Below are 20,276 nucleotides of genomic sequence, written 5' to 3'. Positions count from 1 at the left end.
CTTGATCTAAAGCATAGAGTTCAATTATCTTTTCCTCCAGTCCTACAGGAACAGATTTTTTTCTGATCTATACAAAAGATAAAAATGCTACAGATATGTCTAATTTCTTAGCCATATCTAAGAGGCGTTCTGAGTGATCAAGAGAAAGTTTCCGTAAAATTTTACCAAAGGATGTAAGCATCAAAAACGTCCTGTTAGAGAAAAAATATTTCTTCTGATTCTAACAAATCTTTTTATGATTTCCTCAGTTATTACGAATCAAGAGTTCTTTTCGAAGAGTTTTTTTTAGCAAAACCAGATGTCCAAAGGGTCTCTAATTCTAAAAAGTCAAAATCCCTAAAGATCTCTCGAACCTCATCACTATCATTCAGACTCAAGACAAATTTTCCTTGGATGCTTTTGAGAACTTTTGCCATCCTCACAAAATCATCTTCAACAAAATTCCCAGAGCTGTAACACTTCTTCTTTACAAGATAAGGCGGGTCTAAATAAAATAAACTGTCGGGTGCATCAAAAAGTTCGACAACTCGCTCCCACGATAAATTTAAGATTGTTGTATCAAGAAGCTTCTGTCTAACACGCCGCATCCTTGATAACAGCTTATCGGGATTAAATAATGTAAGCTTTTTTCTTCCAAAACTAAAAGAGACATAATCTTTTTTCCCATACATCACACAACGTTGGAGAAACAAACCATTCTAGTCGTTTGGCTAAATCATCAAAGTCATTTTGAACACATTGAAACAGATTCGTGATCTCTCCATTCAGATCATTAATAACGGAATATTTTGCTGGTCTTTTGTTTAGAAAAATAAAACCTGAACCTAAAAATAGTTCAACATAGGTTTCATGGCCAATATTATTTAAAATCGGTATAATTTTCTTACGCAGATAGTGTTTACCCCCCATCCACGCAAACAATATTTGTGTAAATTCTTGTTTCATCATATTTTTTAAGGAGAGATTTGGATATCTAACTTTTTTGTTATCCACTTTTTGAGGTGTGAGAAGCTATTCTCTACGGCGTCCACAAAACGGGAAAAATCTATTACAAACATAAAGAGGATGAAGGCAATCAATTTCATGATACGTGACATCATCTTTAAGCCTTGATAGGTCTCTATCATCTCGTGAAGGAGCTGTTGTTCTGTTTCTGTAAGACCTTTATCTTTGGTGCTTCGTTTCTTGACCATCTTTCCAACCACATAAATGGGCTCCCTGCTTGTTATGCTTCAAAATATCTCTTGCAAGGTTGGAACTGATGACCGCAACATCCTTGTTATCCAAATAAATGGGCAACCAGCCACCACAAGAAACAGACCTATTTGCCGCGCACCCAACGAGAAAGTTCAGAGCGCACACCAGCATCACTTTTTTGATTAACTTCATTTTCTACCTCAAGCCGCGTTGTTGCTGTCTTTAAAGCATTCTCTGTTTGCTTTTGCCGTTCGCTTTGCTTGCCAAGGTGAAACGCCTTGGCTAAAGCCGCTGTAAAGCAAAACTTCTCGAAACAGATATCATTGGTTCTGGAACACCGATACCTCTTAATTTTTTCAAGCAAAAAAAAACAAAACGCGGTGTAACTTACACAATGTTTGGAAAAAAGAAATCTTGCCTCATGGTTTTATTAAGGGTGGAAATTTTCCAAAGCGTGTTGATTTAAAAAAGATGAAGAGTAATGTTTTTCAAAGAGTAGACGGAGGTAAATTCCCCATTGCAAAACAAGAAGGACCATCAATTGCTGGAGTGATGTCCAAGCCAGAAATTGTAAATTCTATCGCACAATATACCAGTGAAAGATTAACTAAAAACATACAGAGACAACTTGAACGTCAAGAATACGCTGCTAATAAGAAAGCTAAATAATGTTCTCAAGCTTTATCTACCTATCCCGTATCCTTATGAGTTTATGCATTACACACTTTGATTGCAATTTTAAAAACAGATTATCACTTATGCTTTGTTTTTTTTATAAAAAAGTCAATAAAATAAATATAAAAGATACTTCCCAGCGAGTTAGCTTCGTTACGGGGCAGGCTGCGCAAACTATCGCTAGCGACAGAATTTTCAAATTAACTGTACATTGTACACTTAACTCATTGATAAATAATGATTTCAATATGTACACTGTACAGTATATAATTATTTTGAGATGGAATTTATTTTTATTCTCGACATTATTGCGTCAATGTATATTTTCGAATTAAGTGCCTAAGAAACACCTTAAATCGATAGCGGATAGATTACCGACACAATCTCTTCTCCGCACATTAGAGACTTTGACTCATTATATGCTACATGCATATAATGGATTTGTCGGGTGTAGTTACGCTATACAATACTCTTTATGGGGAAAGCGTAACGACGGACTATCGACCGTGTTTCTTAGCGCTCGGCATTCTTCTGGAATGTCAATAAGAAACCTCTAATCGATAGGAGTTCACTATGAACACTCTTATAGAAATTAAATAACGGGTTATTGATAGAGAGGCTGTTCAAACCGTCAATGCTCGTGATTTGCATGCGTTTTTGGAAATTACATCAAAATTTGCAGACTGGATTAAAAATCGTATTAAAGAATGCAAATTTCGAGAAAATATAGACTTATAGCTTTTTCTAAAAATTTAGAAAAAGGTGGGCGTCCAAGCATGGAATATCACCTCACCTTAGACATGGCAAAACACCTTTCAATGATCGAGCGTAATGATAAAGGTCATCAAGTAAAAGAGTATTTTATCGAATGTGAAAAGCTTGCAAAACAAGTAGCGACACCGCAAATCGATTACTCCAAGCCCGAAGCATTACTTGGCGTCTTGAATCACCTACAAAATCAAATCGAACAGAAAGTAGCATCATCGCAGAATAGCACCCAAAGCAGACGCGCTTGAGGATTTAAAGCCTTCTGATGGTTTGTTCGGTCTTATTGAAGCGGAAAAAATTTTTGAAGTACGGCCAAAGGACTTAACAGATTACTTACATAAACATGATTGGGTGTATCGCCGTATTCCAAGTGGTCCATTATTACCCTATCAGGATAAAATCAAGAAAGGATTTATGGATTATCCTGCTATCACTATTCAAGGACCTGATGCTACAGAAAAGATACTGCCTTCAACAAAAATTACACCAAAAGGATTGGCATGTTTGAGAGAACAAATATCTTTGGGGGTATGCAATGAAGGTAGATACCAACTTTTTATGTAATGTGTGAATGGCTTTGTTTCAGTTTGTCAATTGTGAATATGTAGATAAAAAAAATTGTAGTACTCTGGTTAACATTATGGGTGTGATAGAAAAAGCTTTGATTTTAAAACTTCAAGATGAGGTACCGAATATTACAAAGATTCTAGCAGTTCTTAAAGGCTTTGGAACTTCAGAACTCCCGCATAGCATGAATTCGTTATTGCAAGCTTATGCTCCTACTTTGGAGAGCCCTGTTGTGGAAGCTGCTTAGCTAAAAACATAACTCCCCTCTCCATTCTCAAAAATGGGGAGGTAGTTTAAAGATCAAGTTTTGAATGAGAGCCTAGACATACTAAAACCTATCGATCTTGACCAATCAAGCGATAAATCAACACTAAGTCAGGTCGAATATGGCAATCTCGATAATTGCTCCAATTCCCAGTCAATGCATAGTCATGATATCGAGGTTCTAAAGGCTGGTCAATTGCTAATACTGCAATGATTTGGCGCAAATCAATATCTAAAAGATGCCGATACCGTCCTTTCATTTCACGCTTGAAATCACGTTTGGAGATAGTGGTGCGTTCAATCGTCCACATAGATCATCAAATAATTCGTCTACGGAATGAAACTTTTTTAAGTTGCCTTCATCTAATTCCGTAAAAGCCGCTATGGTTTCCGCATTGGGTTGAAACAAGAAGGACGGAATAGCTTTATCTTGTGCAATACGCGTCATCAACACTCTCACAACATCACTTACTGATAAATCTGAAGCTTGAATAACTTGATTAGCGATATTTTGAATTTCTTCTGGTACACGCGCCTGAACCATACGACTAGCAGCCATAATGATCTCTCCTCTTGTAACTGTATTTCAGTGCAATACAATTGGAGTTTAATTTCAACCGCAAAATGTTTGGCTTATCTGATACGCCGAAAACCCCATTCCTCAAGCATCAGAAAAATACATCCCCCTTAATCCAGCAGTATCCGATGGCAGTCAAACACCGGCAGGGATTTCTTTTGCCACTGTTGACGCAACAGGCGCAGATCAACGCGCCGTGATTACAGCACGCTTATGCACTGTAAAAGCTTCTGAATTGCTATGGCCAGATGACATCACAGATGAGCAAAAGAACGCGGCCATTCAGTCTTTAGAAGACCATAACAACATTCTATTGCGATAGGAGAATGCAAACATGGATATGAATTTTTTTAAACATGATGCTTTCTCAAGCATCACAATGATGAGAGCCATTGAAAACTATGAGTTTCAACCTGGTCTTGTGAGCTCTCTTAATCTTTTTGAGGAAGTTGAAACCAGTACCACAGTGGTTGGGATTGAACGGCGTGATAATACATTTTCCCTTATTCAAACCAGTGAACGTGGCGCACCTTTGGCAGAAGGTGATAGAGAGGGTCGTAATCTTCGGTTTTTCAAAACAACACGGATTGCCAAAAGTGATACGGTGAAATCAGAAGAAATCCAAAACCGTCGTGAATTTGGCGCAGAAGATCAGTTAGAGACAGCAATGAAATATATTGCCAGAAAACAAAAGAAACTGATTTCTGAAATTGAATTGACATGGGAAAATATGCAGCTTGGCGCTGTTCAAGGTGTTGTCCTTGATGCTGATGGCTCCGTGATTGTCGATTGGTACAAAGAATGGGAAATCACACCACCAAAGCCCATTGACTTTAAACTAAATACAGAAACAACCAATGTTGCTGACCATGTTGACCAAGTCATTATGAGGATGATTGAGGCTTCAAAAGGAGCATTTTCTGATCGTTCACGCATTATTGGACTTTGTGGAAATGAATTCTTTTCCAAGTTGAAAAACCATAAAACAATTCGTGAAACTTATCTCAACACAGCCTTAGCACAAACACTTAATAGCGCCGGAGGTGTTGCAACACCAAGCGCTCTTGGCTCGGGCAGCTTTGGCAGTTTTGACTTTGCTGGTGTCACTTTCATTAATTACCGAAGTATTCACAACTATAATGTAAGTGCACAGGCTGGAACAAAGCGCGCCATAGGAATTAAGCCTGATGAATGTCAATTCTTCCCTGTTGATGCGCCTGGTGTCTTCCAAAAAACCTTTGCACTAGGTGAAAGCTTGGATTTTGCCAACACGGTTGGAAAGCCTCTCTACACCATGCTGATCGTTGATCACGACCGTAATGCATGGGTAAAACCGGAGGTTCTATAGCTATCCGCTTTACATTTGTACACGCCCAGAAATGCTGTTTAAAGCCGTGATTGGAGCGAAATAACATGCGATGGCACGGGCTGCTAAACCAAATGGTTAAAGATGTGCGCAACACTTTTGGGAAGCCCATCATCTACACGCGAAAGGACAATCAGCAATCTTTTCGTATCACAGCGATTTACACCATTAAGCATTCAGAATCGGACGCTGGTGGCAGAATCCCTACCACAATTGCAAGAAAGGAACTTGATCTTTGTATCAATGATATTGGGGGCGGGTGCCACCAAACCCTCAAGATAGTGTTATTGTGATGGTTCCTAAAAACAGCAAAGCTCCCTCTTCCCAAGAGCACTTCGTGATCACAGATGTCCAAGCCTCAGAATCTGGTATGTATAAGCTTATCTTGCGGGAGATAAAAAATGGACGCAACTTTATCTTGTGTGTTTAAAAATCAATAAGGCTGCCCAAGAGCCCGGATTACTGCTGCAAACCTTGGATTTGGAATGGCACTAAATCGGTAATTCCATGGTGCGCCAGTACGGTGACTGATGTGACATCTTTGGTATGTTATAGTGACTGATGCAATTCCTGCCCAAGTAGTCCTTTCATTATCTTCAGGGCTTTCAAATACAATAGCTTGGTTTGTTACTAAAAGACGTCCTAAAGCTGGAGTCTTTTCGCCAATATTGAAGGTAACGCGTTCTTGAACTCCCAACAGTTTTTCATTTTTTGCTAAACGATAATCATATTCACTTGCATCAAGTTCTTGAAACATTTCACATGCTTCCTCAAAATTAGAGGGAGGAATATCTGATTGCCACAGAGAAACTTCTTGCTCAAAGTTTTTTTCCTTTTTCGCCTCACGATAGGCAATAATAACAAAAATTAAAACAATAAGAATGGGTACTAATAACCATGGTGTAATAGTTACTGTTACCACAATGCCTCCACTCAACAGAACACAAAGGAGAAAGATCTGTACCCTCTTTTCTAACCGTTTTTTTTCAAGTTCCAGCGACATTTTATTAACAACTGATAAATCAGAAGAAGGGTGGATATGGGGGGGAGGCATTAAAACCTGCTCTGAAACTTTTTCTTTAAAACGCTTTTTGCGTCTATCTTGCCAATGAACAAAAATAGACAAAGCAATAAATGCAAAGAAAATTAACCTGAACCATCCCCAAAAACCTAGACCATTATTTTCGTCTGACTTTTTGTCTTGAACATGGATACTTTGCTTATCAGTATTCTCAGGTAGTACCTGTTTCACGCTTTCATTTTGAGTAGCAACATATATTAATGAAGTCGAGGAGGAGGAAAAAATTTCATTATTGTATGTAACTTGATCTGGTTCGATTTTGTGAAAAAAAAACGCACCTAATATTGCAGAGCCGAGAAATAATAAAACTCCAATACCAAGAGTTTTCAGTCCGTTTTTCCGCCATTTTTTTATACACACTAAAACAAGTCCGACAACCATCACTGGGAATGATAACAAGTATACGATCACCGCAATTGTATCAAGCGTATCGAGCATTATTTCCCCCTCCACTATAAATAAAAAACTAAGCCAAAAAATTTAAAGTGAGTCGACAAATAAAGTAAAGATGTGCTTATAATTTTTAGAAAAAAGTGATATTGCTGCGTGACATTATTACAGCGATATGAATAATCGAATCAGGTGCCTAAGAAACACTTTAAAGCAACTAGCGAACGGATTGATGGAACAATATCTTCTCCGCCAATTAAAGTTTTGACTCGTTGTATGTTACACACATATAATAACTTTGTCGGGTATAGTTACACTATACAAGACCCTTTACGGGGAAAATATAACGACGGGCTAGTTGCCCATGTTTCTTAGCACCCAGAGCTCTTTTAAAGTGTCATTAAGAAACATCTAACAACTAGGAGTCCTTTATGAATACCCTTATAGAAATTAAAGAACAAATTATTGAGCAGGATACAGTTCAAACGATAAATGCTCGTGAGTTGCATGCATTTTTGGAGATAAAATCCGATCTCATTGATAGCTTGTGAGACGGCATCAAAAGCAAGTGGTAAACCTTGTCCGAATGGTTTAGCGGCATGATAAGCAAATTAACCAACTGGATGCCTAATTGGATGAAAGAAAAGTTAGGGTTTAATGTTTCAATTAACAAAACTTCAACCCAAACCATTAAAACCTTTACCGATGAAACCAATGCACGCGCAAAAAGAATGCTGGATACAGTAGTGGTTACAAATACCCCACCTGAAAAACGCAAGAGTGGTTTTAATACAAGTGTCATTGAAACAGGACAAATGCAGGCAACAAATAAAGTGGGTGCCTTTAAAGCTCCAAAGCCAATTACGGTTCATAAACCCGTTGAAGTAGACGCCCGTGTAACCATTACAAATCTAAATATTTCAGTACCAAATGGTCTCAAGGACGAAATCAGAGACGCTGTCAATCAAGCACTTGAACGCTATGCAAAACAGCAACGTTTAGCCATAGCCTCTAGCCTTTCGGATTAAATACCATGATGTTAGCTTTGGGTGGTTTTATTTTTTCGATTGAAACAGCAGCTTACCAAACACTTGATATGTCTTATGGAGTTCCATGGGTAGAGCAAGGGCGATTGGGGAGAAAGGCTGCTCTTCAATTGCCTGCTGTTGCAAATGCGGAATTTTCTTTAGCAGGCGTAATTTATCCAGATTTCAAAGGTGGTCACAGACAGCTCGAATATTTGCGACAAATAGCGCATATGGGACCTCACATTCTTGTGACCGGTCAAGGTAAAATCTTAGGTAAGTTTGTCATTCTTTCTGTAGAGGAAAAACAAAGCATTTTTCATCATAATGGCACCCCCAAAAAACAAGAATTTACGATAAAGTTGAGAGAATATGGTGAAGACCTATGAGTGACCTTTATATGACCAAAGATGGCGATATGGTAGATGCCATTTGCTGGAAATACTATGCCAAAGGTCAACAAGCGCTTGCTGTTGAACACGTCTATGCAGCGAATTTGGGGCTTGCAGACTATGGACCCATTTTAAAAGCAGGTATCACGATACTCTTACCAACCCTCCCCTATCCGAAAGCCACACCAGTGATCAGAATTTGGGGTAGCAAATCATGAAACCTTTTTGCACGGTTCTGGCAAATGGAGAAGACATCACCAAAACGCTCATGGATTATGTTTTATCAATTGAAATTACCGATGAAGCAGAAAACAAAAGTGATCGTATCACTATAGAGCTTGATGACCGTGCACGTGACAGTGATAACGGCTTTCTTGATATTCCTCTTATCGGGACAGTTATTTCCATAACACTTGGCTATGAAGGCGGGAAAAACCGCGATATGGGAGCCTATCTGATAGACGAAATCTCTGTAAGCAGCCCACCACAAAGCTTAAGTGTTACAGGGCGCGCCGCATCAATGAACACGTCTTACAGAACCCCAAAAAGCCAATCCTATCACCAGCAAACCCTTGGCAGTATTGTTCAAGAGATAGCAGAGCGTAATGGCTATACACCAAAGGTTGATCCTTCTCTTGCAAAAATCGTTGTGCGTCACATTGACCAAACAGCTGAAAGCGATATGGCTTTTGCTACACGCCTTGCAGAAGAATATGATGCGGTAGCAAAGCCCGTTGATGGCAAACTTGTGCTTGCCAAACGGGGTGAAGGCAAAGCCATTACCGGTGAAACACTCCCTATTGTTGTTATTCATGAGAAACATTGCACCTCTTGGGATTTTAAATACAGTGCGCGGGATGAAGCAGGTGCAGCCAATGGCTTAGAAACGGATGTGGGAGACGACCAAAAAGCCGCTGCTGATGCACGAGAACCAGAAGAGATTGATGATGATGAAAACTTTATCCATATGGATGACAGTGACAGAACAGCACCATCATCATCTGAATCGGAAAAAGCAGAAACAACACCTGAGAAAGAAGAGGAAGACAAAGAGAAAAAAGGCGGTGTTCTTGCAACCTATCATGATATCCGCAGTGGTGAAAAAAAAGAAGTCAAAGTTGGTAACCCACCGTTCCATGAACTCAAATACACCTACCATAACCAATCAGAGGCTGTTGCGGCCATTGCTGCTTATCGCAATAAATCATCACGCGGTAAGTCTTCTTTCTCATGTGATATCGGTGGTGATCCCTTTGTGCAAGCAGAAGCAAAGCTTGTTCAAGATCCCCCTTTCCGCCCCTATATTCCAGCAGAATAGCGCATCAAGAGCGTTAAGCACAAACTTGATAAAACGGGTGGTTACACCACAAAAATAGAGTGCGAACTTTTTGATAAAGCGCAAGAAGATGCGGCTGGAAACGTTGCAAACACAACACCAGACAAGGATGATACCCTTGATCCAAACGCCCCACCAAACGCATGTGACGAAGGCGAAGGCGTCATCCATATGGATGAGGAAGATACATGATAGGTTATAAACTAGATGTAGAGCCCCTCATTAAAAATGATTGCTTAAATACCTCCCTTCCCCATCTTTAAAGGTGGGGAGTGGAACTAAAGTTACACGTGTGGAACTGGTCGTTCAAGAGGCTGTACAGCCAAACGAAACCCCATGGTACGCAGTAAAGCATTCAAGCTGCGGAACTCTGGATTACCTTTTTCTGAAAGTGTACGGTAAAGTTGTGTTGGGTTCAAGTTGGCTGCTTTAGCTACAGCTTGAACACCACCATAAGCTTTGGCCATTTGGCGTAGAGTTACAAGCAGCTCACCCTGATCACCATCTGCTAGGATTGCATCAAGGGTAGCTGCTGCCAACTCAGGATCATCACGGAATATTTCTGCCATTGCATCATCATGGTTACGGTCTTTCATTTTTGCACTCCTTTAATCTTCACGGTTTTGCCAATCACGCCAGCAAGCACATGCACGAGTGATATCAGTCTCTTGTGTTTTTTTGCTGCCACCGCATAATAGCAACAATACGGTCTTTCCAGATTGGACATAATAAACTCGGTAGCCAGGACCAACATTAATACGCAATTCATGAACACCCTCACGAAGCGGCTTGAAATCGCCAAAGTTTCCCTGCTCTAAACGATTAAGGCGGCGAATAATTGCAGTTTTAGCCTGTATATCACGGAGCTTTCGCAGCCAATCAGCTATCAAGTCTTTGCCATCAGAAGTAAGGTAGTGACGTATTTCAAACATGATGTATATTCGTTTATAAACGAATATTTGTCAAGAGAGAAATTAAAAGTTGAGAAAAAATCTTCTTTTATTCCAATGAAAAAGCGACATGAAGCTTAACCAAGCTATCTTTCCGAATGAGAAAGATGTCAATTTTTTAATCCAGCTCTGCTTTTTGCGGAGCTTTTTTTATGGAGAATCATATGCGAAAAATATCATCAGAAGGACTAGCACTTATTAAACAATGGGAAGGTTTGCGTTTGAACGCCTATAAAGATGCCATTGGGGTGTGGACAATAGGTTATGGACATACAAACAGTGCTGGAAAGCCTTTTATTTACGAAGGCATGACAATCACTGAAAAGCAAGCAGAAGAACTTCTTTGCCAAGATTTAAGACAATTTGAAAATGTCGTTGAACGCGCTGTTACAGTTTCATTAACAGATGAACAATTCGCGGCGTTAGTGTCGTTTTGCTATAATGTAGGAACAGGAGCCTTTTGTAACTCGACACTGTTAAAAAAGCTCAATCAAGGTGAATATGAAGCTGTCCCTGCCGAGCTACAGAAATGGACCAAAGCAGGCGGGAAACGTCTTGAAGGTCTCGCACACCGGCGTGCGGCAGAAACAGGCTTATGGGCAAAAGGGGCTTATGTTTCCTCCAATTATCAAACAGTAGAAACGCAAGCACCAACGGGGGTTTTCAAAGCAGAAGCTCTTGCACCGATTATTGGCTCTTTCTCAGGTCTTGGCGGCTTGTTAGCAGGAAATGGACCCATCCAATGGGCTTTGGCAACCATTATGATTTTAGCCGCATGTGCGGGCATTTTCTTTGTTGCTAAACGCTTTCAGGAGCACCGCCTATGATCTTATGGATGAAAAGAAATCTGATGCTAACAGGCGCGGCTTTAGCCGCTTTTTTTATGATTTTAGCAAGAGCTTTTACCCTTGGTAAAAAGAGTGAACAGCAAAAGCAAACGGAAAAAGCTTTAAAAGCAGCCACAACACGTCTGGAGGTGGAAAGTGAAGTTAATCAAAAAAGTGATGCTGATGTGCGTGCTGCTCTCTCTGACTGGTTGCGCGACAAATAAATATGCTTCTTCTTGTGTTGGCTGGTTGCCAATTTATTTAGACAAGAAAGATCTGAACGCCATCAGTTCAAACTTAGCAAGAGAAATTTTAAAGCACAATAATCTAGGTGAACGCGTGTGTGGGTGGAAACATGGCTAGAAAAAAAACACAAGACGATATAGAGCTTACAGAAGCAGAAAAAGAAATACTTCAAGAAATCATCATGACCTACAAAAGTGTAAAAGTGATGTCTCGTTATACGAAATGGATTGTACTCATTATACTCTTATTAGCGCTTGATTTTTCACGTATTATGGATGCATTAGTAAGTATTTTTACACAAAAACCAAATATCCGACTCTAAACATACTCTGAGACGCGCGAAATCCTTTAGAAAACGGATTCTTAATTTTGCTCGTCTCATGGAGGCGATAGAGAATGTCTTCGCCCATTTGAAGCAGTGGATTTCAAAGAATTCAAAAAATTATTAGAGAATGTTGGAGGAAAAAGATGAGCTTTGTAACGGTATGTTGGAAAATCCTATTCCCGAACTTTTGTTAACGCTCCCGAACCTTTAAAAAGATTACAAAGAATCAATACGTTATACATGGGTAAAAACTGGATGGTGATCCCGACAGGATTCGAACCTGTGACCCACGGCTTAGAAGGCCGTTGCTCTATCCAGCTGAGCTACGGGACCCCACTGATTATTTTCTCAATTCAAAATAGCATCTTTAATTCAATGTGTCCAAGAGTGCTGCCGATCACTGCGAAAATTATCAGAATAAGAAATAGCACGTCGAATCGACGTACGTTTCTTTTCTACACGGTAAGAGATAGCATTCTTACGCGCAAAAGCAATCGCTTCTTCCTTCCTATTAAATCTGATCCTTACCTGATTATTCATATCAGACGTTGCCGTGTACCCCATAAGAGGTTCAAGCATTTTTGCTTTCACCGGCTCATACTCTAGAATCCAAAAACCTGTATTCCCCTTACCTGACTGCATAGCTGTCTTAGCAGGACTATAAATACGTGCGATCATGCCTTTTTCCTTCAGATTACACAACGCTTGAATGATAGTTTTCCACCACACGTACCCAATTGGGTCATTCTCACACACTTAATCAAATATGGTCGGAGCGATAGGATTCGAACCTACGACCCCCTGATCCCAAATCAGGTGCGCTACCAGGCTGCGCTACGCTCCGCCATTTACATTTACTTGATGCACATTTCCTAAAATTTTCACAACAGAAGTGCAAGAGAAAAACACACTTTTTTTTAATTTTGTTGCATTTCTTTACAAAAAAGCACGTTTTAAAAATTTTTTCCCTACTCAATAACATATTTATTGACAAATAATAGAAAACAACCTCCGTAAAGAATCCAATCTATATTAAAAAAATAATGAATTTCTCTGTAAGGATTTCATAATTTTCATCCTGCTTTAAGCAAACTCTCACTGTATCAAAACGCATTCTACAGATACAATTTTAGAAAAAAACGACTTAAATATCATAGAAAAACTTTCCAAAAGAGAACACAAGCCAAAAAATCAGCTGTATTAAGCTTTTTCCCCTCTTTTTCTATCTTGCAAAGAACTCTTTTATTAAAAATCCTAGAATCTTCTAAAATCCAAATCCATAAACAACAAACATTTTTTCAAAGCACGAAAGTTCCATTATAAATAAAATAAAGCGCTTTTTTAGAAAAATTTTCAAATGCAAAGATGGAAAGAATTCAACATCATACAATAAAATCTCAAAGCTATTTAAGATAAACACATGACTAAAGTAAAAAGTACTATTTTTCACTCTTAACAGATATCAAAAAAGAAGAAAATTTAAATGACTTGTCTTGCCACATATTGAAACGATAATAGAAGGACAGAATAAGTAAGCCATGATAGGGAGTATTTACGGATTTCTTCTATTCAAAACTTCAGCAATAACAGCACGTGTTATTTTTCTTTTTCTTTGTAATGCCAACTGATCAACAGAATCAATAACACGCTTCAATGAAAATAAAGAACGTTCACAACGACTTACAAGATAATAAACCGTGTCTGGATGTACAATAAGTTGCCTATCGGAAAAAAGCTTAAATGCAACAGCTGTTAATAATGCATCATCAGGCTGATTAATTTCAACGAACATCACCGAATTAAGACGACTTTTTAGATCATTTAACTTTAAATTCCAAGCGGAAGGAAGTGTTCGTGCCGTCATCAATAAAGTAGCTTGTCGTGCATCAAGATTTGCTTGCTTAATACTGTTAATTAAATGAAAAAGTTCTGTCTCATTAATTTCACCTGCACCAATATCCTCTATTAAAAATGATCTGCCTAAAGAAGCCATAGTAACAGCCTGATCAATTTCATTGTGCTGAATCCTGAAAGCATCTGCTTTTTGGAGCCATATATTAGAAAAATGCGTTTTCCCAGATCCTTCTTTTCCAACCAAAACTGCAATAGGTAAGCTCCAATTGGGCCAATGATCAATAAGCTGAAAAGCCATACGATTGCTTTCCGTTACCACTAAATCCTCAAATTGAAAAATCGGATCATAAGGAAAATTTAAAGATAATTGCGTTTCACGCCCATTCATTTTAGCGGCTCCGAATTTCCCCTTCGCGAATACATCTGAGAACTAAGATAAGTATGAAGAGCAAAACGAACTAAAACGCCAACAGCCGCCGCCGCAGGAACAGCAACAAGCATACCAGTAAAACCAAAGAGTGAAGAAAAAGCAAAAAGTGAAAACATCAACCATACGGGATGTAATCCCACTGATGAACCTACAAGCTTGGGTTGAAGAATATAACCTTCAATAAATTGACCAATTAAAAAAAGTGCCATCACAACGATGATTCCTCCCCAATTATTGGGATAAAACTGGACCCATGCAATACCAACAGAAAGGACCAAACCACTCATTGTGCCGATATAAGGAACAAAGCTAATAAGACCAATAAACATACCAATCAAAAGACCAAAATTGAGTCCTGAAATCGTTAAACCAATAGCATAATAGCCTCCCAATATAAGACAAACTGTTCCTTGTCCACGAACAAAGCCTGCAATAGCTCTATCCATTTCATGAAAAATACTCCGAACGGTTTCAAGATGATCACGCGGTATTAACGAATCAATTGCTGTTACCATACGCGGCCAATCTAATAACATATAAAATGCCACCACAGGTGCCACAACAAATAGGCTAACGATATTAACGATAGATTTTCCTGACTTTAAAAGTGAATTCAAAAGAGACGTAATAAAATCAGAACCTTCTCCCAAAAATCCTTTAATATTATTCCGTAATTCATTTGGATCACTTCCAAAATAGCGCCTTATCCAATCAAAATCATGCTCAACAAAAAAGGTTTGAATACGATTAATATAAACAGGTAAACCATCACTCATAAATTGCTGTATTTGCCAACTAATAACAGGAATCAAAATAACTAAAGCAGCAACAAAAGTAATAACAATAAATAAGGTAATGAGGACAGTCCCAAACACACGGCGAATACCAAATCTTTCAAGTAATTGAACAATAGGATTGAGAAAATAAGCCAACACAATCCCTGCCACAAAAGGAAGCAAAATCGATCCAAAAACAAACATAAAGAAAATGAAAAAAATCAGCGTACCAAGCCAAAAAAAGATTTGCCTTTTCATATTATTCGGCAACGGTAATTGAGTATACGCTGGCACATAAGTCTTATAACGATCACGAGATGTATTCTCACTCACTTTCTTTCTCATAAGCTGCCAAGAAGACTGACCGTGATTATCTGATATCTTGCTCATAAAATATCCTAAAAAATTCTTCACAAAAAATTATAAACATCTTCAAAATAAGGTACAAGCAAAGTTGCTTATTTTCTTATCAATATCTCTTGCAGAGAGAACTCTATCATGGCATTGCATAATATCAAAACCCGATTTTCCATTAAAGGAAGGCTCCAATGAGCAATCAAGATCTTACAAATAATAAATCCAAAGTTGGTCTTACCTACGCAAAAGCCGGTGTAAACATCGATATGGGTAATGCCATGGTAGAAAAAATTAAACCCTTTATACGCGCGACAAAACGAGCCGGAGCAGATGCAGAAATTGGCGGTTTTGGTGGTCTTTTTGATTTAAAAGCAGCTGGCTTTACAGATCCTATCCTAGTAGCAGCCAATGATGGTGTGGGAACAAAATTAAAAATTGCCATTGAAGTAGGTCACCATAACACTGTAGGTATTGATCTTGTAGCTATGTGTGTCAATGATTTACTCGTACAAGGGGCTGAACCTCTCTTTTTTCTGGATTATTTTGCAACTGGAAAGCTTGACCCTGAACAAGGTGCTACGATTGTTTCTGGTATTGCAGAAGGATGTAAACAAGCCGGTGCTGCGCTTATTGGAGGAGAAACTGCAGAAATGCCAGGAATGTATGCAGAGGGAGATTATGATCTAGCCGGTTTTGCTGTAGGAGCATGCGAACGCAGCAAGCTACTCCCTTCAAAAGATTTAACAGAAGGGGATATTATATTAGGTCTAAGCGCCTCTGGAATTCATTCCAATGGCTTTTCGCTTGTTCGACGAATCATCCAGCAACATGATCTCAAATGGAATGACCCTGCCCCTTTTACCCCCGAAAACAGCCTTGGTGTAGCACTTCTTACACCAACACGCATTTATGTAAAATCGCTTCTTCCCATCATGCAAAAATACGAAGGGATTAAAGCTCTTGCTCATATCACGGGTGGAGGCTTTCCTGAAAATATTCCACGTGTTGTTCCATCTTATCTCTGCGCTGAAATTAATCTTTCTACCATCAATGTTCCAGCAGTATTTTCATGGATTGCCAAACAAGGTAAAATAGAAGAAGCAGAAATGTTAAGAACATTCAATTGTGGTATTGGCATGATCATTATCGTAGCACAGCATGCAGCTGAAACAATTACGCAAGCTCTTGAAAGAAAAGGAGAGAGTGTAACTCCCCTTGGCATTTTAACAAAACGCCAAGATCAAAATAAAGGAATACTTTATAAAGGGGTACTGCATTTATGAAAAAACAAATCGTCGTTTTCATTTCTGGTAATGGATCCAATATGGTCGCCCTTGCTCAAGCTAGTCAGCAAAAGGAATATCCTGCTGAAATCGTCGCAGTTATTTGCGATAATCCGCGTGCAAATGGTATTGAAAAGGCACAAAACCATAACTTACCTATTCATATTGTTGATCGCAAAATTTACAAAACAAAAGAAGAGCATGAAGAAAGTATTTTTACGATTTTAGATCAATATAAACCGGATTTTCTCTGCTTTGCAGGATATATGCGCCTTATCTCACCACGTTTTGTAAAACTTTACGAAGGACGAATTTTAAACATTCATCCTTCTCTTTTGCCTTCATTTAAAGGCTTAAACACACATGAAAAAGCTTTACAAGCAGGCGTAAAAATCACGGGTTGCACTGTTCACCTTGTTACAGAAGACATGGATGCAGGAAAAATCCTTGCCCAAGCAGCCGTTCCAGTCTATCCCCATGATACTGCTGAGAGCTTAGCACAAAGAGTTCTTAAAGCAGAGCATAAACTCTACCCCGAAGCCTTAAAAGCATTTATTGAAGGGAAGAGCAAAATGGTAGATACGCAGCAACAGCTTTTATCTTTTTGAGTGTATCAACAATCTATTAATTAGCATTTTTCAATGTTTTACACATAATTTGTGCTCAGTGTCTATAATTAAAAATCTCTATGAAATATTAACATAATAAAGTCTATCTCTTCATAAATTTTTGCGCAGAATGTGTGATTTTTTTGAATTTTAGTTAATTTTTCAAATTCTTCTTTTTTATTCAGTTCTATGACATTATCACAAGATCACAAGCCCTATTTATTAAAATACTCTCATATTTCGCCTAAAAAATCTTAAATACGCAATTTTTCTATTGCATAAATTTTTGCCTCATGATGAAAGTGTTTCTTTAACTGTTAGAGCTAACTGTTTGAGTGTAAAAGGTTTAGATAAAAAACCAAAAACAGCATCTTGTGGAAGATTTTTAGCAAAAGCATCTTTTGCATATCCAGAAACGAAAAGAAATTTGATATCAGGATAGTTTTTACGTACTTCCTTCAATAAAGTGGGCCCATCCATTTCTGGCATCACTACGTCGGAAACAATAATATCAACAGCTCCTTTTTGTTCCTCAAGAATAGAGAGTGCCTCCACCCCACTCGCTGCCTCTAAAACCGTATATCCTCTCATTTGAAGAGCTCTTACCCCCCCCATTCTAACCGCATCTTCATCTTCAACCAATAAAACAGTCGCAAATCCTGTTAAGTCTATATTTTTATCTTTTTCTTCATCTTTTTCAATCTTTTGAGAAATTTCTCCTTTTATATTGGGGATATAACGGGGAAGAAAAATATGAAATGTTGCTCCTTCACCTTCTTTACTTTCACAATAAATGCACCCACCGCTCTGCTTGATAATTCCATAAACCATTGATAAACCAAGGCCTGTTCCTTTTCCAACTTCTTTTGTTGTAAAAAATGGCTCAAACATTTTTTCTTGTATAGCAGCAGATATACCAGCCCCTGTATCTGAAATAGTCAATTGCACATACTCACCAATTACTAAACCAAGATGATTAAATTCAGCACTTTGTTGCTTTGTAATATTGTTTGTCGCAATCGTAACAATACCTCCATCTAACATGGCATCACGCGCATTAATAACCAAATTCATAATAACACGCTGAAAAGATGCTTGATCAACTTCAACACTCCACAAATCTCTTCCATGGATAATTTTTAACTGAATATTATTTCCCAAGAGTGGTACAATAAGATTGCGAATATCCGATAAAAATTCAGTAAAATCAACTTCTTCAGGTCGAAGTGTTTGCTTTCTAGAAAAAGCTAATAATTGCTGTACAAGAGCAGCTGCACGATTAGCATTATTTTTAATATTGATCAGATCAGCATGAGCAGGATCAGAACTACGATGCGTATTTAAAAGAAGATCACACGACATTAAAATTGCTGTTAAAACATTATTAAAATCATGAGCAATGCCGCCAGCCAATTGTCCAACAGCTTGCATTTTCTGACTTTGCATCATTTTATCTTCAAGCGTTTTTTGTTCGGTTGTTTCAATCACAGAGACAATAAGTAAATCTTGCAATGCATCACCATGATAGGGCGGTACAGACATAATATGAAGCCGTAAATGGCATTCTTCATTTTTTTCCAAAACAGTTTCTAGAGAAACAAAATAATTTTTATTTGTCGCGATTCTCTGAAAAGAACGCTCTAACTGCACACAATCACGACGAGAAATAACATCATAAAAATTGACTGCTTTGTCCACACATCCCGTGAGTGATGAAAAAGCTTTATTCATATGAACCAATTGCCCTTCATGATCCACCACGGCTATTGCAAAAGGACTCGCATCAAAATATTCTCCTAATATAGTGGGTAATTTTAATTGATCGTCCTCTTCTTTTTGTATTTGTTGTGGAATGATCACAATGCGATAAACGGCTTCCTCTTCTAAGAGAGAAGAAACAGAGATAAGACAATGGAATATTTTCTCACAAGTCGCTTGTGAATTTAAACATAACGAAAACTTATAAGGTAATGAGTAACCTGAACTTTGATATCTGTTGGTTTGCAAACAGATATCACTCCATGAGCTCTTAGCGCCAACGCTATCAAATAACGAATCAAAATTATATTGACCAATTGAGAAACTCGCTAAATCAATTGAAAACCATTCGGCAAAAACCGCATTAGCATAAAGAATAGTTCCTTGTGTATTAACTGATACAAAACCAATAGGAGCTTGATCCAAGTGATTGATAGCCTCTTGAAGGTTCGAGAAAAAAACTTCTCGCGTTTGTTGTAAATGCGAAATATCAGCAATACGCCAAAATAAAAGCTTTTTTTTCTGTTTTGTGATAGGTTGAACAGAAATATTATACCAAACAGATTTTTTTGGTGTAGCATCGGTAAAAATTGGTTGTTCTACTCTTAATTCCTCTTGCGCTGCAAGATTATTACAGGCTGCAACCTTTAAGCGATACGAAAGTGCGCCAGCTCCTGGAAGATCAGCAATAACCATATAACAAGACACTTCAGGCTTATAGGTCAGAATTTTTCGATAGTTTTGATTAGAATAATAAACAAAACCAGAAAGGTCAGAGATTACAATTGCATCATCGCTCCCATTAAAGATGCTAAAATCAAAATCTTCATGCAACCACACATGGTATCTTAAAATTCCCATTCCACACAAAACAAGTGTTGCAACGCCGATAATTGCTAGAATCAAAAAAGATATCAATATAGCCTTTTGCAAATAGCTTTGTGGATAAAAAAAACCTAAAATACCCACAATGAAAAGAGAAACTAATATAAAAACAACACTAAAAATCACAACTCTTCGATGAACAGAAGACGCTGATCTTTTATTATTATCAAAACCTTTATCCATCTCTCATTGCCTTAGATTTAGTTGTTTCTTATATCACAAAACTTCCTTTATATTCATTGTTATAAAGTATATACTATGATATTATCTCTAAGAAAGCTCACTTAATGTTAAAAAGTTTATTTCTTGTATTTAAGTGAACCTTTTAAGGGTGTGTTT

The 20,276-nt window shown here is 38.1% G+C and carries 21 protein-coding genes, 2 tRNA genes and 9 pseudogenes; 16 read left to right on the top strand and 16 right to left on the bottom strand.

The annotated features are described in order from the left end of the window. The 5 genes and pseudogenes from ACFIJ9_RS04435 to ACFIJ9_RS04415 form a co-directional block, all read right to left on the bottom strand. Window positions 1-181, bottom strand: a pseudogene (locus tag ACFIJ9_RS04435) (XRE family transcriptional regulator); the annotation flags it as partial. Window positions 182-251: 70 nt separating this feature from the next. Next, complete coding sequence (locus ACFIJ9_RS04430) at window positions 252-671, bottom strand: DNA adenine methylase (RefSeq protein ID WP_375635925.1); 420 nt, start codon at window positions 669-671, stop codon at window positions 252-254. After that, window positions 640-948: a DNA adenine methylase gene (locus ACFIJ9_RS04425; RefSeq protein WP_375635924.1), complete on the bottom strand. Its 309-nt coding sequence runs from the start codon at window positions 946-948 to the stop codon at window positions 640-642. Before ACFIJ9_RS04425 ends, ACFIJ9_RS04430 begins: the two co-directional genes overlap by 32 nt. Window positions 949-953: 5 nt before the next feature. After that, window positions 954-1,205 carry a hypothetical protein gene (locus ACFIJ9_RS04420; protein WP_375635923.1) on the bottom strand — a complete coding sequence of 84 codons (252 nt, stop codon included), beginning with the start codon at window positions 1,203-1,205 and terminating at the stop codon, window positions 954-956. 116 nt (window positions 1,206-1,321) lie between these two features. Continuing rightward, window positions 1,322-1,549: a hypothetical protein gene (locus ACFIJ9_RS04415; protein ID WP_375635932.1), complete on the bottom strand. Its 228-nt coding sequence runs from the start codon at window positions 1,547-1,549 to the stop codon at window positions 1,322-1,324. Here ACFIJ9_RS04415 and ACFIJ9_RS04410 point away from each other — a divergent pair. The 3 genes and pseudogenes from ACFIJ9_RS04410 to ACFIJ9_RS04400 all read left to right on the top strand — a co-directional run. Then, window positions 1,487-1,866 (top strand): annotated as a pseudogene (locus ACFIJ9_RS04410) (hypothetical protein); the annotation flags it as partial. The gene ACFIJ9_RS04415 and the pseudogene ACFIJ9_RS04410 overlap by 63 nt on opposite strands. A 612-nt stretch (window positions 1,867-2,478) precedes the next feature. Further along, window positions 2,479-3,204, top strand: a pseudogene (locus tag ACFIJ9_RS04405) (antA/AntB antirepressor family protein). 7 nt (window positions 3,205-3,211) lie between these two features. Then, complete coding sequence (locus tag ACFIJ9_RS04400; RefSeq protein WP_375635922.1) at window positions 3,212-3,454, top strand: hypothetical protein; 243 nt, start codon at window positions 3,212-3,214, stop codon at window positions 3,452-3,454. An 88-nt stretch (window positions 3,455-3,542) separates the two neighbouring features. Here ACFIJ9_RS04400 and ACFIJ9_RS04395 read toward each other — a convergent pair whose 3' ends face one another. Continuing rightward, the gene (locus ACFIJ9_RS04395; protein ID WP_375635921.1) at window positions 3,543-3,782 is read right to left on the bottom strand and encodes a type II toxin-antitoxin system YafQ family toxin; all 240 of its coding nucleotides are present in this window, start codon (window positions 3,780-3,782) and stop codon (window positions 3,543-3,545) included. Further along, window positions 3,728-4,030 carry a type II toxin-antitoxin system RelB/DinJ family antitoxin gene (locus tag ACFIJ9_RS04390; protein ID WP_375635920.1) on the bottom strand — a complete coding sequence of 101 codons (303 nt, stop codon included), beginning with the start codon at window positions 4,028-4,030 and terminating at the stop codon, window positions 3,728-3,730. Before ACFIJ9_RS04390 ends, ACFIJ9_RS04395 begins: the two co-directional genes overlap by 55 nt. A gap of 106 nt (window positions 4,031-4,136) precedes the next feature. Between ACFIJ9_RS04390 and ACFIJ9_RS04385 the strand changes: the two are divergent. From ACFIJ9_RS04385 to ACFIJ9_RS04375, 3 pseudogenes are all read left to right on the top strand, one after another. Further along, window positions 4,137-4,370 (top strand): annotated as a pseudogene (locus tag ACFIJ9_RS04385) (head decoration protein); the annotation flags it as partial. A 12-nt stretch (window positions 4,371-4,382) separates the two neighbouring features. Next, window positions 4,383-5,460, top strand: a pseudogene (locus tag ACFIJ9_RS04380) (major capsid protein). A gap of 1 nt (window position 5,461) precedes the next feature. After that, window positions 5,462-5,844, top strand: a pseudogene (locus ACFIJ9_RS04375) (hypothetical protein). 3 nt (window positions 5,845-5,847) lie between these two features. Here the strand turns inward: ACFIJ9_RS04375 and ACFIJ9_RS04370 are convergent. Continuing rightward, window positions 5,848-6,933 carry a hypothetical protein gene (locus ACFIJ9_RS04370; RefSeq protein ID WP_375635919.1) on the bottom strand — a complete coding sequence of 362 codons (1,086 nt, stop codon included), beginning with the start codon at window positions 6,931-6,933 and terminating at the stop codon, window positions 5,848-5,850. Between the two features lie 383 nt (window positions 6,934-7,316). On the opposite strand from ACFIJ9_RS04370, the pseudogene ACFIJ9_RS04365 reads away from it, so the two are divergent. The 5 genes and pseudogenes from ACFIJ9_RS04365 to ACFIJ9_RS04345 form a co-directional block, all read left to right on the top strand. Continuing rightward, window positions 7,317-7,427 (top strand): annotated as a pseudogene (locus ACFIJ9_RS04365) (phage antirepressor Ant); the annotation flags it as partial. Between the two features lie 9 nt (window positions 7,428-7,436). After that, window positions 7,437-7,913, top strand: a pseudogene (locus ACFIJ9_RS04360) (phage tail protein); the annotation flags it as partial. 5 nt (window positions 7,914-7,918) lie between these two features. Then, window positions 7,919-8,299, top strand: coding sequence for a phage tail protein (locus ACFIJ9_RS04355; RefSeq protein WP_273724327.1), 381 nt, complete (start codon window positions 7,919-7,921; stop codon window positions 8,297-8,299). Further along, on the top strand, window positions 8,296-8,520 hold the full coding sequence (locus ACFIJ9_RS04350; RefSeq protein ID WP_375635918.1) for a tail protein X: 225 nt from the start codon (window positions 8,296-8,298) through the stop codon (window positions 8,518-8,520). The genes ACFIJ9_RS04355 and ACFIJ9_RS04350 overlap by 4 nt, the downstream gene beginning before the upstream one ends. Next, window positions 8,517-9,830, top strand: a pseudogene (locus ACFIJ9_RS04345) (contractile injection system protein, VgrG/Pvc8 family). Before ACFIJ9_RS04350 ends, ACFIJ9_RS04345 begins: the two are co-directional and overlap by 4 nt. 92 nt (window positions 9,831-9,922) lie before the next feature. Here ACFIJ9_RS04345 and ACFIJ9_RS04340 read toward each other — a convergent pair. After that, window positions 9,923-10,234 carry a DNA-binding protein gene (locus tag ACFIJ9_RS04340; protein ID WP_208439803.1) on the bottom strand — a complete coding sequence of 104 codons (312 nt, stop codon included), beginning with the start codon at window positions 10,232-10,234 and terminating at the stop codon, window positions 9,923-9,925. Window positions 10,235-10,246: 12 nt separating this feature from the next. Beyond that, on the bottom strand, window positions 10,247-10,570 hold the full coding sequence (locus ACFIJ9_RS04335; protein WP_375632850.1) for a type II toxin-antitoxin system RelE/ParE family toxin: 324 nt from the start codon (window positions 10,568-10,570) through the stop codon (window positions 10,247-10,249). A 182-nt stretch (window positions 10,571-10,752) separates the two neighbouring features. Between ACFIJ9_RS04335 and ACFIJ9_RS04330 the strand changes: the two genes are divergently transcribed. The 3 genes from ACFIJ9_RS04330 to ACFIJ9_RS04320 all read left to right on the top strand — a co-directional run bounded on the left by ACFIJ9_RS04330 (window position 10,753) and on the right by ACFIJ9_RS04320 (window position 11,983). Further along, on the top strand, window positions 10,753-11,415 hold the full coding sequence (locus ACFIJ9_RS04330) for a lysozyme (RefSeq protein ID WP_375635917.1): 663 nt from the start codon (window positions 10,753-10,755) through the stop codon (window positions 11,413-11,415). Then, entirely contained in the window at window positions 11,412-11,639 is a 228-nt protein-coding gene (locus ACFIJ9_RS04325) for a hypothetical protein (protein WP_375635916.1), read from the top strand. Before ACFIJ9_RS04330 ends, ACFIJ9_RS04325 begins: the two co-directional genes overlap by 4 nt. A gap of 131 nt (window positions 11,640-11,770) precedes the next feature. Continuing rightward, window positions 11,771-11,983: a hypothetical protein gene (locus ACFIJ9_RS04320; RefSeq protein ID WP_375635915.1), complete on the top strand. Its 213-nt coding sequence runs from the start codon at window positions 11,771-11,773 to the stop codon at window positions 11,981-11,983. A 259-nt stretch (window positions 11,984-12,242) separates the two neighbouring features. On the opposite strand, the gene ACFIJ9_RS04315 is transcribed toward ACFIJ9_RS04320, so the two are convergent. From ACFIJ9_RS04315 to ACFIJ9_RS04295, 5 genes are all read right to left on the bottom strand, one after another. Beyond that, a tRNA-Arg gene (locus ACFIJ9_RS04315) sits at window positions 12,243-12,319 on the bottom strand. Between the two features lie 39 nt (window positions 12,320-12,358). Continuing rightward, entirely contained in the window at window positions 12,359-12,664 is a 306-nt protein-coding gene (locus tag ACFIJ9_RS04310) for an ETC complex I subunit (RefSeq protein WP_015856479.1), read from the bottom strand. Between the two features lie 89 nt (window positions 12,665-12,753). Next, window positions 12,754-12,830: transfer RNA gene (locus ACFIJ9_RS04305), tRNA-Pro, on the bottom strand. A gap of 708 nt (window positions 12,831-13,538) precedes the next feature. Then, a complete protein-coding gene (gene hdaA / locus ACFIJ9_RS04300; protein WP_026500728.1) occupies window positions 13,539-14,228 on the bottom strand; it encodes a DnaA regulatory inactivator HdaA in 690 nt (229 codons plus the stop codon). Further along, window positions 14,225-15,436 carry an AI-2E family transporter gene (locus ACFIJ9_RS04295; RefSeq protein ID WP_375635914.1) on the bottom strand — a complete coding sequence of 404 codons (1,212 nt, stop codon included), beginning with the start codon at window positions 15,434-15,436 and terminating at the stop codon, window positions 14,225-14,227. The genes hdaA and ACFIJ9_RS04295 overlap by 4 nt, the downstream gene beginning before the upstream one ends. Window positions 15,437-15,594: 158 nt before the next feature. Here ACFIJ9_RS04295 and purM point away from each other — a divergent pair, with 158 nt between their 5' ends. Together purM and purN are read left to right on the top strand one after the other, a co-directional pair. After that, window positions 15,595-16,686, top strand: coding sequence for a phosphoribosylformylglycinamidine cyclo-ligase (gene purM / locus ACFIJ9_RS04290; protein WP_375635913.1), 1,092 nt, complete (start codon window positions 15,595-15,597; stop codon window positions 16,684-16,686). Beyond that, window positions 16,683-17,294, top strand: coding sequence for a phosphoribosylglycinamide formyltransferase (gene purN, locus ACFIJ9_RS04285; protein ID WP_375635912.1), 612 nt, complete (start codon window positions 16,683-16,685; stop codon window positions 17,292-17,294). Before purM ends, purN begins: the two co-directional genes overlap by 4 nt. Before the next feature lie 291 nt (window positions 17,295-17,585). Here purN and ACFIJ9_RS04280 read toward each other — a convergent pair whose 3' ends face one another. Then, complete coding sequence (locus ACFIJ9_RS04280) at window positions 17,586-20,120, bottom strand: response regulator (protein WP_375635911.1); 2,535 nt, start codon at window positions 20,118-20,120, stop codon at window positions 17,586-17,588. Window positions 20,121-20,276 lie beyond the last annotated feature (156 nt).

This window comes from Bartonella sp. MR90HLJMH (assembly GCF_042194115.1).
In the GTDB taxonomy this organism is placed as follows: Bacteria; Pseudomonadota; Alphaproteobacteria; order Rhizobiales; family Rhizobiaceae; genus Bartonella; species Bartonella grahamii.
This window is presented reverse-complemented; position numbering and strand designations above follow the sequence as displayed.